At 70.6% G+C, this 15,291-nt stretch carries 15 protein-coding genes; 12 read left to right on the forward strand and 3 right to left on the reverse strand.

The window, feature by feature from the left end; genetic code table 11:
* Positions 1-14: 14 nt before the first annotated feature.
* From ACO2Q0_RS09210 to ACO2Q0_RS09225, 4 genes are all read left to right on the forward strand, one after another.
* Positions 15-1,547: an alkaline phosphatase D family protein gene (locus tag ACO2Q0_RS09210; RefSeq protein ID WP_423351194.1), complete on the forward strand. Its 1,533-nt coding sequence runs from the start codon at positions 15-17 to the stop codon at positions 1,545-1,547.
* Positions 1,540-2,355: a hypothetical protein gene (locus ACO2Q0_RS09215; RefSeq protein ID WP_423351195.1), complete on the forward strand. Its 816-nt coding sequence runs from the start codon at positions 1,540-1,542 to the stop codon at positions 2,353-2,355. The genes ACO2Q0_RS09210 and ACO2Q0_RS09215 overlap by 8 nt, the downstream gene beginning before the upstream one ends.
* A complete protein-coding gene (gene phnD, locus ACO2Q0_RS09220; RefSeq protein ID WP_423351196.1) occupies positions 2,352-3,338 on the forward strand; it encodes a phosphate/phosphite/phosphonate ABC transporter substrate-binding protein in 987 nt (328 codons plus the stop codon). The genes ACO2Q0_RS09215 and phnD overlap by 4 nt, the downstream gene beginning before the upstream one ends.
* A gap of 124 nt (positions 3,339-3,462) precedes the next feature.
* The gene (locus ACO2Q0_RS09225; protein WP_423351197.1) at positions 3,463-5,751 is read left to right on the forward strand and encodes a VCBS domain-containing protein; all 2,289 of its coding nucleotides are present in this window, start codon (positions 3,463-3,465) and stop codon (positions 5,749-5,751) included.
* Here ACO2Q0_RS09225 and ACO2Q0_RS09230 read toward each other — a convergent pair.
* Complete coding sequence (locus ACO2Q0_RS09230; RefSeq protein ID WP_423351198.1) at positions 5,748-6,158, reverse strand: PaaI family thioesterase; 411 nt, start codon at positions 6,156-6,158, stop codon at positions 5,748-5,750. The two genes, ACO2Q0_RS09225 and ACO2Q0_RS09230, sit on opposite strands and share 4 nt — an antisense overlap.
* 5 nt (positions 6,159-6,163) lie before the next feature.
* Complete coding sequence (locus tag ACO2Q0_RS09235) at positions 6,164-6,583, reverse strand: PaaI family thioesterase (protein ID WP_423351199.1); 420 nt, start codon at positions 6,581-6,583, stop codon at positions 6,164-6,166.
* Positions 6,584-6,656: 73 nt separating this feature from the next.
* On the opposite strand from ACO2Q0_RS09235, the gene ACO2Q0_RS09240 reads away from it, so the two are divergent.
* The 5 genes from ACO2Q0_RS09240 to ACO2Q0_RS09260 all read left to right on the forward strand — a co-directional run bounded on the left by ACO2Q0_RS09240 (position 6,657) and on the right by ACO2Q0_RS09260 (position 10,866).
* Complete coding sequence (locus tag ACO2Q0_RS09240; protein WP_423351200.1) at positions 6,657-7,664, forward strand: ligase-associated DNA damage response exonuclease; 1,008 nt, start codon at positions 6,657-6,659, stop codon at positions 7,662-7,664.
* A 69-nt stretch (positions 7,665-7,733) separates the two neighbouring features.
* Entirely contained in the window at positions 7,734-8,165 is a 432-nt protein-coding gene (locus tag ACO2Q0_RS09245) for an SgcJ/EcaC family oxidoreductase (RefSeq protein ID WP_423351201.1), read from the forward strand.
* Between the two features lie 57 nt (positions 8,166-8,222).
* Positions 8,223-8,450 (forward strand): hypothetical protein, encoded by a 228-nt coding sequence (locus ACO2Q0_RS09250; RefSeq protein ID WP_423351202.1) that lies wholly within the window; start codon positions 8,223-8,225, stop codon positions 8,448-8,450.
* Positions 8,451-8,601: 151 nt separating this feature from the next.
* Positions 8,602-10,227, forward strand: a complete 1,626-nt coding sequence (locus ACO2Q0_RS09255) for a cisplatin damage response ATP-dependent DNA ligase (protein ID WP_423351203.1) — start codon at positions 8,602-8,604, stop codon at positions 10,225-10,227.
* 93 nt (positions 10,228-10,320) lie between these two features.
* Complete coding sequence (locus tag ACO2Q0_RS09260; protein ID WP_423351204.1) at positions 10,321-10,866, forward strand: hypothetical protein; 546 nt, start codon at positions 10,321-10,323, stop codon at positions 10,864-10,866.
* Between the two features lie 206 nt (positions 10,867-11,072).
* Here ACO2Q0_RS09260 and ACO2Q0_RS09265 read toward each other — a convergent pair whose 3' ends face one another.
* Positions 11,073-11,609 (reverse strand): D-glycero-alpha-D-manno-heptose-1,7-bisphosphate 7-phosphatase, encoded by a 537-nt coding sequence (locus tag ACO2Q0_RS09265; RefSeq protein ID WP_423351205.1) that lies wholly within the window; start codon positions 11,607-11,609, stop codon positions 11,073-11,075.
* A 93-nt stretch (positions 11,610-11,702) separates the two neighbouring features.
* On the opposite strand from ACO2Q0_RS09265, the gene ACO2Q0_RS09270 reads away from it, so the two are divergent.
* The 3 genes from ACO2Q0_RS09270 (at position 11,703) to ACO2Q0_RS09280 (ending at position 15,276) form a co-directional block, all read left to right on the forward strand.
* Positions 11,703-13,505 carry a dipeptide ABC transporter ATP-binding protein gene (locus ACO2Q0_RS09270; protein ID WP_423351206.1) on the forward strand — a complete coding sequence of 601 codons (1,803 nt, stop codon included), beginning with the start codon at positions 11,703-11,705 and terminating at the stop codon, positions 13,503-13,505.
* Positions 13,506-13,575: 70 nt separating this feature from the next.
* Positions 13,576-14,784, forward strand: coding sequence for a threonine ammonia-lyase (locus ACO2Q0_RS09275; RefSeq protein WP_423351207.1), 1,209 nt, complete (start codon positions 13,576-13,578; stop codon positions 14,782-14,784).
* Positions 14,785-15,276: an FKBP-type peptidyl-prolyl cis-trans isomerase gene (locus tag ACO2Q0_RS09280; RefSeq protein ID WP_423351208.1), complete on the forward strand. Its 492-nt coding sequence runs from the start codon at positions 14,785-14,787 to the stop codon at positions 15,274-15,276. It begins immediately after the preceding gene.
* The last annotated feature ends 15 nt before the right edge of the window (positions 15,277-15,291 follow it).

Raw genomic sequence — 15,291 nt, forward strand, 5'->3', positions numbered from 1 at the left:
GTCGCGCTGAACGCATGACCCTGCACCGCCGCCAGCTCCTCGCCCGCGCCGCCATCCTGGCGGGCGCCGCCCTGACGCCGGGCGCCTGGACTTCGGCCCTGGCCCAGGCCCGCCTGCCGGAGGATCCGTTCTCCCTGGGCGTGGCCTCCGGCGAGCCGGAGCCGGACGGCGTGGTGCTCTGGACCCGGCTCGCGCCCCGGCCGCTCCAGCCGGACGGCGGGATGGCCCCGGCGCCCGTCGCCGTGCGCTGGGTCGTGGCCGAGGACGCTGCGCTGTCGCGGGTGGCCGCGTCCGGCGAGACGCTCGGCGTCGCCGAGGCCGGCCACTCGGTGCATGTCGAAGTGGCGGGCCTGCGCCCCGACCGGCAATACTGGTACCGGTTCACGGCCGGCGGCCACGCGAGCCCGGTGGGCCGCGCCCGCACGGCCCCCGCAGCCGGCGCAGATGTCCGCAGCCTCCGCCTCGCCTACGGTTCGTGCCAGAAATACGAGGCGGGCTTCTACGGCGCCTACGACCACCTCGTGGCAGACGATCCCGACCTGGTCCTGTTCCTGGGCGACTACATCTACGAGCAGGCCGCCACCGCCAAAGGCGTGCGTCGGCATCCCGGGCCCGAGCCCACGGACATCGCCGGCTACCGCGTGCGCTACGGCGCCTACAAGTCGGACCCCAAGCTGCAGGCGGCGCATGCGGCCGCGCCGTGGATGGTGATCTGGGACGACCACGAGGTCGAGAACGACTACGGCGGCGATCACGACCGCGCCGATTCCGATCCCGCCTGGTTCCTCGCCAGGCGCGCCGCCGCCTACCAGGCCTATTACGAGCACATGCCGCTGCGCCGCCGCTCACGGCCGGTCGGGCCGCAGATGCAGCTCTTCCGCAGCCTCGACTGGGGGCGGCTCGCCCAGCTGCAGTTCCTCGACACGCGGCAGTATCGCCCGCAACGGACGTGCGCCGCCCTGGCGGACGGCAAGCTGATCCCGGATTGCCCCGAGCGCACCGATCCCGCCCGCTCGCTGCTCGGCGCCGCCCAGGAACGCTGGCTGATGGACACCCTCGCCGGCTCCGAGGCGCGCTGGAACCTGCTCGCCCAGCAGTACGTGTTCAACGAGATCCGCCGCCCGACGCCCGAAGGCGTGCGGTACTCCAACGACGGCTGGAGCGGCTATGCGCAGACGCGCGGCCGCATCCTGCGCCAGTGGCGGGACGCCCGGGTCTCCAACCCGGTCGCGCTGGGGGGCGACATCCACTGCTTCATCGCCGGCGACCTGGCGCTCGACGGCAAGCCGGTGGCCAGCGAGTTCGTCGGCGGCTCGATCAGCTCGCTGGGCGCGGCCAATACCGAACTCCAGGCGCTCGCCGCCGCCAATCCGGCGCTGCGGTTCACCGAGGGCGAGCGCCGTGGCTACGGCCTGGTTGAGATCACGCCCGAGGGCTGCGGCGTACGGTTCCGCGGCATCGACACCGCCCTCCAACCGACTTCGCCGGTGCGCGACCTTGCGCGCTTCCACGTCGAGACCGGCCGACCGGGGATGCAGCATGCCTAGGCTGGCGCTCGTGATCGCGGCCCTCGCCGTCGCCGCGCCGGCCCTGGGGCAGACCCCGGCCGCGGAGGTCGTCCGGCGCTACAAGGCGCCGGAGGCGACCCAGGGCGTGGCGGTGGACGCCCGCCACTTCTACGCCGTCGCGAACTCGCGGATCGCCAAGTACGACAGGGCCACGGGCGAGAAGGTCGCCGAGTGGTCCGGCGACAAGGCCCGCTTTCCCCACATCAACTCCTGCGCGGTGATCGGCCGGGAGCTGGTCTGCGCGGCCTCGAACTATCCCGAAATCCCGATGACCAGCTCGGTGGAGATCTTCGATCCCGGCAAGATGGTCCACCTGCGCACCGTCTCGCTGGGCCAGCAGATCGGCTCGCTGACCTGGCTCGACCGCAAGGACGGCGCCTGGTGGGCGGCCTTCGCCAACTATGAGCAGAGGGGCGGCGAGCCCGGCCGCGGCTCGGCCTACACCCAACTCGTCAAGTTCGACGACCAGTGGCGCCGGCTCGAGGCCTGGTCCTTCCCGGCCTCCGTGGTCGAACGCTTCAGGCCGATGAGCTCGTCCGGCGGCGGCTTCGGCTCCGACGGCCTGCTCTACGTCACCGGCCACGATCACCCGGAGCTCTACGTCCTGAAGCTGCCCAAGGGCGGCTCCAAGCTCGACCACGTGGCCACCATCGCCGCGCCCATCGAGGGCCAAGCGATCGCCTTCGACAAGAGCGCGGATCGTGCTCTCTTCGGCATCAGCCGGCCGAACCGCGAGGTCGTCGTGATGCGGCTGCCGAAAACGCCGGCCGAGGGGGAAGGAAAATGATCCGTCGCAGCCTGTTGATCGCCGCAGCCCTGCTGGCGCTGGGCGCCTGCTCCAAGCCGGCCGACAAGAAGGAGCTGAACTTCTCGATCCTCTCGGCCGAGAGCCAGCAGAGCGCCCAGGCCGACTGGCAGCCGTTCCTGGACGACATGTCCAAGGCGCTGGGCATGCCGGTGAAGGCCTTCTACGGCTCGAACTACACCATGCTGGTCGAGGCCATGCGCTTCAAACAGACCGACCTCGGCTGGTTCACCAACCAGTCCGGCCTGGAGGCGGTCCGCCGCGCCGATGCCGAGGTGTTCGCCCGCTCGGTGAACCCCAACGGCGTGGACGGCTACGAGGCGGTGATCATCGTGCCGAAGGGCTCGGGCCTGACGCTCGACCGGCTGCTGAAATGTGACCGGACGATCGACTTCGGCATCGGCGACGCCAAGTCGACCTCGGGCACGCTGGCGCCCATGACCTATCTCTTCGCGCCGCGAGGCATCGATCCGGAGACCTGCTTCAAGACTGTGCGGGCGGCCAACCACGAGGCCAACCTCTTCGCCGTCAGCTCGGGCACGGTGGATGCAGCCACCAACAACACCGCCTCCATGGAGCGGATGGCGATGCTCGACACGCCGATCGCCCGGCGCACGCTGTCGTCGGTGGAGATCATCTGGCGCTCGCCGCGCATCCCCGAGGACCCGATGGTCTGGCGCAAGGACCTCGACCCGGCGCTCAAGAAGAAGATCGCCGACTTCATGTTCAGCTACGGCGTCGGCGACACGCCCGAGGCCGCCCGCCAGCGGGCGATCCTGGAGCGCATCCAGACCCTGCCCTTCAAGGCCGCCGACGCCACCCACCTGCTGCCGGTCCGCGAGATGGAGGCCACCGCAGCGCTGCTGCGGGCCAGGTCCAAGGGCGACGCGGCCGGGGCGGCCCAGGCCGAAGTCGCGCTCGCCGAGATCCGCAAGGCGCGCGCTGCGGTCGAGCCCGCGGGCTAGTCGGCCCTCAGCGCCGGCTCCCGATTGTAGTTTCCCCTAATACGGCTTGGCCGAACGCCGTCGTATCTGCCGCCCCCAATGACGCGGCCCGGGCCGCGGGGATCGAGCAGCTTAGGGGGCTCTCATGGCTACGGCCTACGTTCAACTCGGCGGCGGCGCTCAGCCGGCCGTCACCGTCAAGATCACCGAAGTCGCCGCGGGCGAGTTCAGGTTCGAAGTCACCCAATCGGGCGCCGTGATCGGCGACCTGCGCGGCCTGTTCTTCGACGTGGCCAGGGAATCGCTGGTGAGCGGCGCCGGGACCCAGGCCGCCGTGTCGGCCCTGCAGGCCAAGACCCAGGCGGGGGCCGTCATCGGCTCGATCACCACGGCGGCCGTGGCGGACGGCGACGACAGCGTCACTGGCGTCGGCGGCGGCGACAACACAATGAACGGCGCGCTCGCCTTCAACGGCGTGGCCCAGGAAGCCAAGGGCTATGACGTGGGCCTCGAGTTCGGCACGTCCGGCATCGGCAAGGACGACGTGGGCGCGGTCGCCTTCACGCTGAAGCTCTCGGGCATGACCCTGGCCGACGTGGCCGGCCAGGACTTCGGCGTCCGCATGACTTCCGTCGGCCTGCTCGGCGGCGACCGCGGCGCCTCGGTGAAGCTGACGGGCTCGGCCTTCGTCGCCGTCGAGGACGCGAACGACACCATCCAGGGCGGCGCGCAGGAAGACACCGTCGCGACCGGCGACGTCCTGCAGGATACCGTGGCCACCCTCGGCGGCGGCCGCATGACCGAGACCCTCACCTGGGCCTCGCTCGACGGCGGGGCGACCAGGCTCGCCTTCGGCCAGGCCTGCGCTCTCGGTTCGACCGGAGCCACGATCGTGCTGAACGCCGACGGAACCTACAGCATCGATGCGAGCGGCGCCGACGCGCTGAGCGCGATCCAGAGCGTGCCGTTCGTCGTCACCTACGGCGTCGCCCAGACCTATTTCGACGCGGCCGGCCACAAGGTGGGCCAGCTGGCCGAGACCTCGACCCTGTCGTTCGACATCAAGGGCGTGAACGATGCGCCCGTCGTCAGCGGCGTGGTGATCGGCGCGGCGGTGGAAGACGGCGACGTCTCCTCGCTCAACGCGCTGGCGAACGCCTCGGATGTCGACGACGGCGACGTGCTGAGCGTCGTGGGCGTGCCCGCCGTCCTGCCCGCCGGCGTCAGCTATGACGCCGCCGCCAAGACCTTCGTCCTGAACCCGGCGGCCTATCAGGGTCTCGCCGAGGGCCAGACCGCCGTGGTCACGGTGAACTACGGCGTCTCGGACGGCATCGCCGTGACGCCCGGCCAGGTCCAGTGGACCGTCACCGGCGTCAACGACGCGCCGGTCGTCACCGGCGCGGTGACCGGCCTCGCCACGGAAGATGCGGCGGTCTCACCGCTGAACGCGCTCGCCAATGCCTCGGACGTCGATGCCGGCGCGGTGCTGACCGTGACCGACCTGCCGGCCGCCCTCCCGGCCGGCGTCAGCTACGACGCGGCCGCCCAGGCCTTCGTCCTGAACCCGGGCGACGCCGCCTACCAGAGCCTCGGCCACGGCGAGACGACCACCGTGGTCGTGACCTACGGCGTCAGCGACGGCTTCGTCACCACCCCCGCCAGCGTGCAGTGGACGCTCACCGGCGCCAACGACGCCCCCATCGTCACCGGCGCGGTGACCGGCCTCGCCACCGAGGACGGCGCCAAGGTCACCCTGAACGCCCTCCAGAACGCGTGGGACGTCGACGCCAAGGACGTGCTGGTCGTCGTGAGCCCGCAGGACCTTCCGGCCGGCGTGACGTTCGACGCCGCGACCCAGTCCTTCACCCTCGACCCCGCCCATGCGGCCTTCCAGACCCTGAACGCCGGCCAGTCGACGGTGGTGACGGTCAGCTACGGCGTGTTCGACGGCGTCGCGACCACGCCGGCCACGGTGCAGTGGACCGTCGCAGGCGTGAACGAGCCGGCCGCCACTCCGGTTACGCCTGTCACGCCCGTGCCTCCGACGCCTCCGACCGCCGACAACTTCCCGCTCGCGCCCAAGGACCTGTCGCACGTCACGTTCTACTTCGACCTGACGCCGCAGGATCAGACCGACCAGGCGTTCTTCTTCGCCAAGGTTGAAACCCCCGGCGCCGTGAACGACGACCTCGACAGCTGGTATCACCAGGCCGTCGACCGGATCGTGGCGCTGAACCCGAATCTGGCCCAGGCCGAGCTGGTCGGCGCCGCCATCAAGTACGGCAGCCCGCAGTCGGGCGGCGGCGAATTCTACTACGGGCTCGACGGCGACCTCGACCAGGACGCCGTTCCGACGGGTCACCTGATCCAGGGCTCGGAGTACAAGCTGTACGCCGGCGGCGTCACCTACGGCTACGACAGCCTGTTCTAGTCGGCCCTCAGCAGGAAATGCCCCCGGAGCGCCGCCACCGGCGTCTCCGGGCTCTCCTGCCAGGCTTCCACGTGCACATTGGCGATCCGCCGGCCGACCTTGCGCAGGTCGGCGCGGGCGAACAGGTCCTGCGGCTTGCCCGGCCGCAGGTACTCGATCGTCACGTCGATGGTCTTGGGCATCCGCCGCGAGGGCTCGGCGACGGCGAGCTGGGCCAGGGCCGTCATCTCCATGAAGGCGCCGATGACCCCGCCGTGCAGCGCCGGGATCATCGGGTTGCCGATCAGCCGCTTGCGGAACGGCAGGCGCGCGGTCAGCACCTCGCCCTCGAGGGCCGCCGTCATGCCCAGGAACCTGATGTAGGGCGAGCGTTCCAGGAACGCGGCCAGGGCGTCAGACTTCTCCATCGCCCCTAGCCCCGGTTCAGGATGAAGGCGGCCTGGGCCGTCGCCACCAGGTCGCTCCGGTCCACGTCCCAGGCCTCGGCCCGGACGAAGGCGATGGAGCGGGTCATCTTGTAGCAGTGCGCCTCGGCGGTCAGGCCGCTGCGCGGCGCGGCCGGCCGCATGTAGTCGATCCGCAGGTCCAGGGTGGCGATCGGGAAGCTGATCTTCCCCGTCGCGTTCACCGCCAGGCCGCAGCAGTGGTCCAGCAGCGCCGTCACCACGCCGGACGCGATCACCCCGCTGTCCGGATCGGCCACCAGGTCCTCGCGCCAGGCGACCGACATCCGGCCCCGGCCATCCTCGCCGTCCTCGAACTTCAGGCCGATTGCGACGGCGTGCGGCGCCATGGTCATGGCATGCCCCAGCATCTTGCGGACGAGCTTCATGCCCCGGGGGTAGGGCGGCGACCTTGCGTCCGTCAATGCGGAGCCGAAGCCGGTCTCCTACATTGTGAAGGCGATGATCCGGCCCCAGGACCTGCTCTGCCCCAAGCCCGAGGGGCTCTACTGCGCGCCGGGCGACTTCTATGTCGACCCCGTGCGGCCCGTGGACCGCGCCGTCGTCACCCACGGCCACGCCGACCACGCGCGCTCGGGCCACGGCACGGTGCTGGCCACGCCCGAGACCCTAGCCATCATGGCCGAACGCTACGGCCGCGACTTCACCGGCCACGGCCAGGCCTTGGCCTACGGCGAGACGATCTCCCACAAGGGGGTGGAGATCACCCTTGTCCCGGCCGGCCACGTGCTGGGCTCGGCCCAGGCCGTCGTCCGCTGGCAGGGCCTGACCATGGTCGTCTCCGGCGACTACAAGCGAAGGCGCGACCCCACCTGTCCGCCGTTCGAGCCGGTCCCCTGCGACGTCTTCATCTCGGAGGCGACCTTCGGCCTGCCGGTCTTCCGCCATCCGGACGACCGCGACGAGATCGCCCGCCTGCTGCGCTCGGTCGCCCAGTTCCCCGAGCGCAGCCACATCATCGGCGCCTATGCGCTGGGCAAGGCGCAGCGGATCATCCGCCTGCTGCGCGAGGCCGGCTGGGACCGGACCATCTACGTCCACGGGGCGCTGGAGCGGCTGAACGCGCTTTACGAGAACCACGGCGTCGACCTGGGGCCGCTCGCGCCTGCGACGACCGCCAAGAAGGCCGACTTCGCGGGCAGCATCATCATCGCCCCGCCGTCGGCGATGCAGGACCGCTGGAGCCGCCGCTTCCCCGAACCGGTGGCCGCCTTCGCCTCGGGCTGGATGCAGATCCGCGCCCGGGCCAAGCAGCGCGGGGTCGAGCTCCCCCTGGTGATCTCCGATCACGCCGACTGGGACGAGCTCACCGCCACGGTCGACGAGATCCGCCCGGGCGAACTCTGGATCACCCACGGCCGCGAGGAGGCGCTGGCTCGCTGGGCCGAGCTGCACGGCGTGCCGGCCCGCGCCCTCGCCCTTGTGGGGTACGAGGACGACGACGACTAGGTCGACGCCCAGCCGGCATTCGCCGCAGGCCGTTTGGCCGCGCGCCATGGCGAAGCCTAGCGTCGCGTCATGTCCATCGCCCTGCTGCTGGCCGCCGTCCTGGCGGCCGCCACGCCCGAATGCTCGGCCCAGGTCTCGGAGGCCCGGGCGGCCATCGACCATGCGAACGACGACTGGCTGCGGGCGATGAACGCCGGCGACGCGGCCGCCATCGCCGCGGCCTATGCCGACGACGGCCTGTTCCTGCTGCCGGACGGCGAGGTCCTCAAGGGACGGGCGGCGGTCGAAGGCTTCTACGCCGCCCGCAACACCGCCGGGACTCCGATCGAGGGCGGGATCACCAGCCTGGGCGTCGCCTGTGGCGAGGACGGCCTGCTCTACGAATGGGGCTGGGGCGAGGTGCGGGTCCAGGGGTCCGAGGTCCGCCGGACGGCGCCCTACCTGACGGTCTGGCGCAAGGTCGGGGGCCAGTGGAAGATCGTCCGGAACCTGGCGTTCTGACGCGCGGCGGGAACGGCGCCCGGCGCCCTCACGTTGGCTCGACCGAAGGAGCCGAGCATGTCCGAACCCTCCAATCCGAATAGCGCCGGCGGGGTCGGCGGTCCGATCAGCCGGCCTCATGGCGAAGGCCTGCCGCCCAAGACCGGCGGCGGCGACGTCCGTGACATCGGCCCCGGCGACAGCCGCGATCCTGGCGTGGATCCCGGTATGGCCGGCGACGGCGACCTCGGCGAGGACGCGGCCGGCGGCATGATCGGGGAGGGCGACGACGGGCGGGACGTTTGACGCCTCTTCACCCGTCATCCCCAGGCTTGTCCCGGGGATCCATACGCGCGGACCTCTCCGGACGAGCGCGGCTCAGGTCGCGCGCACCCGGCTATGCCCGCGTTTCTGGGTGGCCGGGACAAGCCCGGCCATGACGACCTAGATTGGGGCCATGCGGGCCTTCGCCGAACTGCTGGACCGGCTGGCGCTGACGCCGTCGCGCAACGCCAAGCTGACGCTGGTGCGCGATCATCTGCGCGAGACGCCGGACCCCGATCGCGGCTGGGCGCTGGCCGCGCTCACCGGCGACCTGACCTTCCACGCCGCCAAGCCGGCCTTCATCCGCAAGGCCATCGAAGACCGCATGGACCCCCAGCTCTTCTGGTGGTCCTACGACTATGTGGGCGACCTGGCCGAGGCGGTGTCGCTGTGCTGGCCGAGGCGTCCGGGCGCCAACCGCGAGCCGGAGCTGTCCGAGGTGATCGAGGCGCTCCGCACCGCCTCCCGCGCCGAAGTCCAGCGGCTGATCGAGGGCTGGCTCGACGCGATGGAGAGCCCGCGCGAGCGCTGGGCGCTGCTCAAGCTGATGACCGGCGAACTGCGCGTCGGCATGACGGCGAGGCTCGCCAAGCGCGCGACGGCCGAGATGGGCGGCGTCGACCCCGCCGAGATCGAGGAGCTGTGGCACGCCCTCCACCCGCCCTACGAGGACCTGTTCGCCTGGCTTGAGGGCCGCAGCGAGAAGCCTTCCTCCGAGAACCCCGGCCGCTTCCGGCCGGTGATGCTGGCCCAGGCGATCGACGAGGCGGTGGACTTCGGCAAGCTCGATCCCGCCGACTATGCCGCTGAGTGGAAGTGGGACGGCATCCGCGTCCAGGCGGCGCACGAAGGGAACGTCCGGCGCCTCTACACCCGCACCGGCGACGACATCTCGCGCACCTTCCCCGACATCCTCGATGCGCTGGACGACGAGGGCGTCCTCGACGGCGAGCTGCTGGTGATCCGCGAGGGAAAGGTGGCCAGCTTCGCCGACCTGCAGCAGCGGCTGAACCGCAAGGCCGTCGACGCCAAGCTGATGGCCCAGTACCCGGCGGCGATCCGGGCTTACGACATCCTGCAGGAAGGCGGCGAGGACACCCGTACGCTCAGCTTCGCGGAGCGCCGCAAGCGGCTGGAGGCCTTCGTGGCCCGCCAGGCGAGCCCCAGGATCGATCTCTCGCCGGTGCAGCCCTTCGAGACCTGGGCCGAGCTGGCCGAGCTTCGCGCCAACCCGCCCGAGGGCGACCCGCAGATCGCGGAAGGGCTGATGCTGAAGCGCTGGGACTCGCTCTACGAAGCCGGGCGGCCGAAGGGGCCGTGGTTCAAATGGAAGCGCGACCCGTTCCTGGTGGACGCTGTCCTGATGTACGCCCAGCGCGGCCACGGCAAGCGGTCCAGCTTCTACTCGGACTACACTTTCGGCGTCTGGACGCAGGATCCCGCCACCGGCCAGCGCTTCCTGACGCCCGTCGGCAAGGCCTATTTCGGCTTCACCGACGAGGAGCTGAAGCAGATCGACAAGTTCGTCCGCGACAACACGGTAGAGCGGTTCGGCCCCGTCCGCTCGGTCCGCGCCGAGCCGCACGCGGGCCTGGTCTTCGAGGTCGCCTTCGAAGGCCTGCAGCGGTCCGCCCGCCACAAGTCCGGCGTCGCCATGCGCTTCCCCCGCATCAACCGCCTTCGCTGGGACAAACCCCCCGGCGAGGCCGACGAGCTGGAGTTCCTGGAGCGGCTGCTCCAGCAGATGGAGGCGCGCTGACCCCACGCCTGTCGCCGCGGTCTTCGGCTGCGGCGACACCGGGCGGATGCGTTTTGCTTGACTCCTCGGACAATATATGTTCTCTTTTTGTTCATGCTCAACGATAGCGACATGCTGGAGGAGATCGACGCCCGCCTGGCGGCCGTGGCCGACGTCCAGTTCGCGCTGATCCAGAAGATCCAGGGCCGCATCGAAGCTTCAGACGATGCCGCCGAGCTCCAGGCTCTCGCCGAGCCCCTCGACCGCTGCGCCCGCTCCATCCGCCTGACCTATGCGCTGCGCGTGAAGCTGCGGAAGGACATCCGCAGCCTCGACCGCGAGGAGACCCGCCGCGCCGAGAGTGCGGCCCGCGAAGAGGCCGAGCGCCCCTGGAACCGCATCCGCAACACCGTCCAGACGCTGACCTGGCGCGAAGCCGACTGGGAAGAGGACGAAGAGGTCAACGCCGAACTCGAAGGCCTCCTCGCCTACGAAGCCCTCGACCCGAACTTCATCCGCCTGCCCTTCGAACAGCAGGTCGATCGCGTCATCCAGAAACTCGGCCTCACCGCCGCTCCCTATCCTCCCCCACAGGGGGAGGGGGACCGCGAAGCGGTGGAGGGGGCTCAAACCCACTCCCCCTTCCAAAGCTCCGCCTGAACCTGCCGCCGCAGGATTCAGCCACGAACAAACACGAACCAACACGAACAGCGCGGTTGGTCGTCGTCCCTCACAGCCTCAGACGAGACCGCGCGCCTCGGGCGCGCCTTCCTCCCGAAGCGCATGCGCTTCCGGGCTCGCACCGCATGCGCCGACCCGTTCGTGTGCGTTCGTGTTCGTTCGTGGTTCTAAAAAACCGGCGCCGCCTACGTCGGCAGCAGGTCCTCGTCCCTCAGGAACGCGTACAAATCGCCGCCCTCGAACAGCACGCCTCTCACCCCCGCCCTCAACGCCGCTTCGAGATCGGAAGGCTTGTCGCCGATCATCAGCGAAGCCTCCCGGTCGATCGGCCAGTCGGCCATGGCCTGAAGCAGCATGCCGGGGTTCGGCTTGCGGAGCGGCGGATCGGGATGGCGGTAGGTCTCGATCGGCGCCTCGGGGTGCTGCGGCGCGTGGTAGAAGGCGTCGATGCGGCCGCCGGCCTGGGCGAGGTCCTCCTGCATCCGCGCGTGCAGCGCGTGGACGTCCTCCTCCGCATAATAGCCGCGACCGACGCCCGACTGGTTGGTCACGACGATCACCAGCCAGCCGGCCTTGTTGAAGGCGGCCACCACCTCTCGCGCGCCGGGGATCCAGATGAAGTCCTCCCACCGGTAAACGTAGCCGCGGTCCTCGTTGAGCACGCCGTCCCGGTCGAGGAACAGGGCGGGGCGGAAGGGGGGATCCGAGGAGGGCTGGGGCACGGGCCGCCTTATAGCCGAACCGGCGCGGCCGCTGGATTTCATTTTGCCAAGAACCCGCAATAGGCTGGCGCGCGCCTGCCCGTGGAGCATCCCTTGGCCGACACCGTCCTCACCGTGGAAGACCTGAAGGTCGCCTTCGACACCCATGACGGCGTGGTCGAGGCGGTGCGCGGGGTGTCCCTGGCCATCCGCCGCGGCGAAACCCTCGGCGTGGTGGGCGAGAGCGGCTCGGGCAAGAGCCAGACCTTCATGGCCGTGATGGGGCTGCTGGCCCGAAACGGCCGGGCGACGGGATCGGCGAAGCTGCATGGCCAGGAGCTGCTGGGGCTGAGGCCCCCGGCGCTGAACCGCCTGCGCGGCTCGAAGATGACCATGATCTTCCAGGACCCTCTGACGGCGCTCACGCCCCACGTCCGCATCGGCGAGCAGATCGCCGAGCCGCTGCGCCTGCACCTCGGCCTCTCGGACGCCGACGCCCAGGCCCGCGCCCGCCAATGGCTGGACCGCGTGCGCATCCCCGACGCCGCCCGCCGCCTGCGCCAATACCCGCACGAGCTCTCGGGCGGGATGCGCCAGCGGGTGATGATCGCCGCCGCCATGGCGCCCGGCCCCGAACTTTTGATCGCCGACGAGCCGACCACCGCCCTCGACGTCACCGTGCAGGCCGAGATCCTCGACCTGATGGCCGAGCTTCAACGCGAGACCGGGACGGCGCTGGCCCTCATCACCCACGACATGGGCGTCATCGCCCGGCTCGCCGACCGCGTCTGCGTGATGAAGGACGGGGCTTATGTGGAGGAAGGGCCGGTCGGCGAGATCTTCACCGCCCCGAAGACGGACTACACCCGCGCCCTGCTGGACGCCGTGCCGCGCCTGGACCGCGCCGACCGGGGCGGCCGGCCGACGACGGCGCCGGTGGCTCCCGACGCGCCCGTGGTCGTCGAGGGCCGCGAGATGAAGGTCCACTTCCCGGTCCGCCAGGGCCTCTTCGGCCGGCCCCGGATGCTGCGCGCCGTGGATGGGGTCTCGTTCCAGGTGCGCCAGGGCGAGACCCTAGGCGTCGTGGGCGAGAGCGGCTCGGGCAAGTCGACGCTGGCCCGCGCCGTCCTGAACCTGATCCCGCCGACCGAGGGTGCGGTGGCCCTGCTGGGCCGCGGCCTGTCGCCCGACGACCGCGAGGCCTGGCGCAAGGCCCGCGCCGACCTGCAGATCGTCTTCCAGGACCCGCTCGCCAGCCTCGATCCGCGCATGACTATCGGCGACTCCATCGCCGAGCCGCTGCGGGTGTTCCGCCCGGGCCTGGATCGCGCCGCGCGCGAGACCGAGACCCGGGCGATGATGGCCAAGGTCGGGCTCGATCCTGCGCTCATCAACCGCTACCCGCACGAGCTGTCGGGCGGTCAGAACCAGCGCGTCGGCATCGCCCGCGCCATGATCCTGAAGCCCAAGCTGGTCATCTGCGACGAGGCGGTCTCGGCCCTCGACGTCTCGATCCGCGCCCAGATCATCGACCTGCTGATCCAGCTGCAGCGCGAGATGGGGCTGGCGATGATCTTCATCAGCCATGACCTGGCGGTGGTCCGCGAGATCAGCCATCGGGTTCTGGTGCTGTACCTCGGCCGCGTCATGGAGCTGGCCGACCGCGACCGCATCTACGGCGCGCCGCAGCACCCCTATACCAAGGCCCTGCTGTCGGCCGCCCCGATCCCGGACCCGGCGGTCGAGCGCACCCGCCAGCGGATCAAGCTCGAGGGCGAGCCGCCCAGTCCGCTGGACCCCGCCGCCGCCTTCCGCTTCGCGCCGTCGCGGCTGCCGGCCGATCCCAACGCGCCCATGCTCGCGCCGCAGCTGAGGGAGGTCGCGCCGGGCCACCTTGTCGCCGAGTTCGACGCATGAGGCGTGCTGCGTTGCGGCAGAGCCGTCCCATCGCTAGGTTGCGCGACCTTTCGACCACCCGGCTTTCCCCATGACCCTGAGCTTCGACGACATCCTGGCCGCCAAGCAGCGGCTGCAGGGTCACATCGAGCGCACGCCCTGCCGCCACTCGCGGACGCTGTCCGAGATCACCGGGGCCGAGGTCTGGGTGAAGTTCGAGAACCTGCAGTTCACGGCGGCCTACAAGGAGCGCGGCGCGCTCAACAAGCTGCTGCAGCTCGAGCCCGACGTGGCCAAGCGCGGCGTTATCGCGGCCTCGGCCGGCAACCACAGCCAGGGCCTGAGCTATCACGCGGCCCGCCTGGGCATTCCCGTCACCATCGTCATGCCCAAGGCCACGCCCTTCGTGAAGGTGCAGCAGACCCGGGCCCACGGCGCGGAGGTGGTGATCGACGGCGACGGCTACGACGAGGCCTCGGCCACGGCCCGGCGCATCTGCGAGGAGCGCGGCCTCACCTTCGTCCATCCCTTCGACGATCTCGACGTCATGGCCGGTCAGGGCACGGTGGCGCTCGAGATGCTGGAGGACGCGCCCGACCTGGAGGTCCTGCCGATTCCGATCGGCGGCGGCGGGCTGATCGCCGGCATGGCCACGGCGGCCAAGCACATGAAGACGGACATCAAGGTGGTGGGCGTCGAGCCGGCCATGTTCCCGTCGTTCACCGCCAAGATGCGCGGCGTCCACATGGCCCAGAACGTCGGCGGCTCGACCATCGCCGAGGGCATCGCCGTCAAGCAGGTCGGAGAGCAGACCTACGGCGTGGCGCGGCCGCTGATCGACGAGGTGCTGCTGATCGAGGAGCCCTACTTCGAGCGTGGCATCGCCCTCTATACCAACGTCGAGAAGACGGTGGCCGAAGGCGCCGGCGCGGCGTCGCTGGCGGCGCTGCTGGCCTATCCCGAACGCTTCCGCGGGAAGAAGTGCGGCCTCGTCATCACCGGCGGCAACATCGACACGCGCCTGCTGGCCTCGGTCCTGACGCGCGAGCTGGTGCGCGAGAGCCGCATCGTCTCGCTCCGCATCATCGGCGACGATCGGCCGGGCCTGCTGGCCAACGTCTCGGCGATCATCGGCCTGATGGGCGCCAACATCATCGAGGTGGCCCACAACCGCCTCGCCCTGGACGTGCCGGCCAAGGGCGCGGAGTTCGACGTGATGATCGAGACCCGCGACGCCCAGCACACCCAGGAAGTCATGGATGCGCTCCGCGAGCGCGGCTACCCCCCGAGAGTCGTCTAGATGAAGCCTGTCCTGATCGCCGTCGCGGCCGTGCTGTCGCTCGCCGCCTGCAACAAGCCCCAAGTCGCCGACCAGTCGGCCGCCTCCAAGGCCTTCATGGAAAAGACCGTGAAGGAACCGGGGGTGCAGACGCTCCCGTCGGGCGTCGCCTACAAGGTGGTGCGCTCCGGGCCCGCAACCGGCCTGAAGCCGACCCTCGCTGACGAGGTGAAGGTCCACTACGAGGGCAAGCTGGTCGACGGCAAGGTGTTCGACAGCTCGTACGAACGCGGCCAGCCGGCGGCCATGCCGCTGCGGGGCCTGATCCCCGCCTGGCAGGAGGCGCTGGTTCAGATGCGTCCCGGCGACGAATGGATCCTCTACGTGCCGCCCGAGCAGGGCTATGGCGCGGAGGGCGCTGGCGGCGGTGAGATTCCGCCCAACGCCGCCCTGATCTTCCGCATCGAGCTGATCGACGTGCTGCCCGGCCCCGGCCGGGTCATGCAGGGGTAGCTATTTCCGGCGGCC

Source organism: Phenylobacterium sp. VNQ135, from assembly GCF_049445735.1.
Taxonomy (GTDB): Bacteria; Pseudomonadota; Alphaproteobacteria; order Caulobacterales; family Caulobacteraceae; genus Phenylobacterium.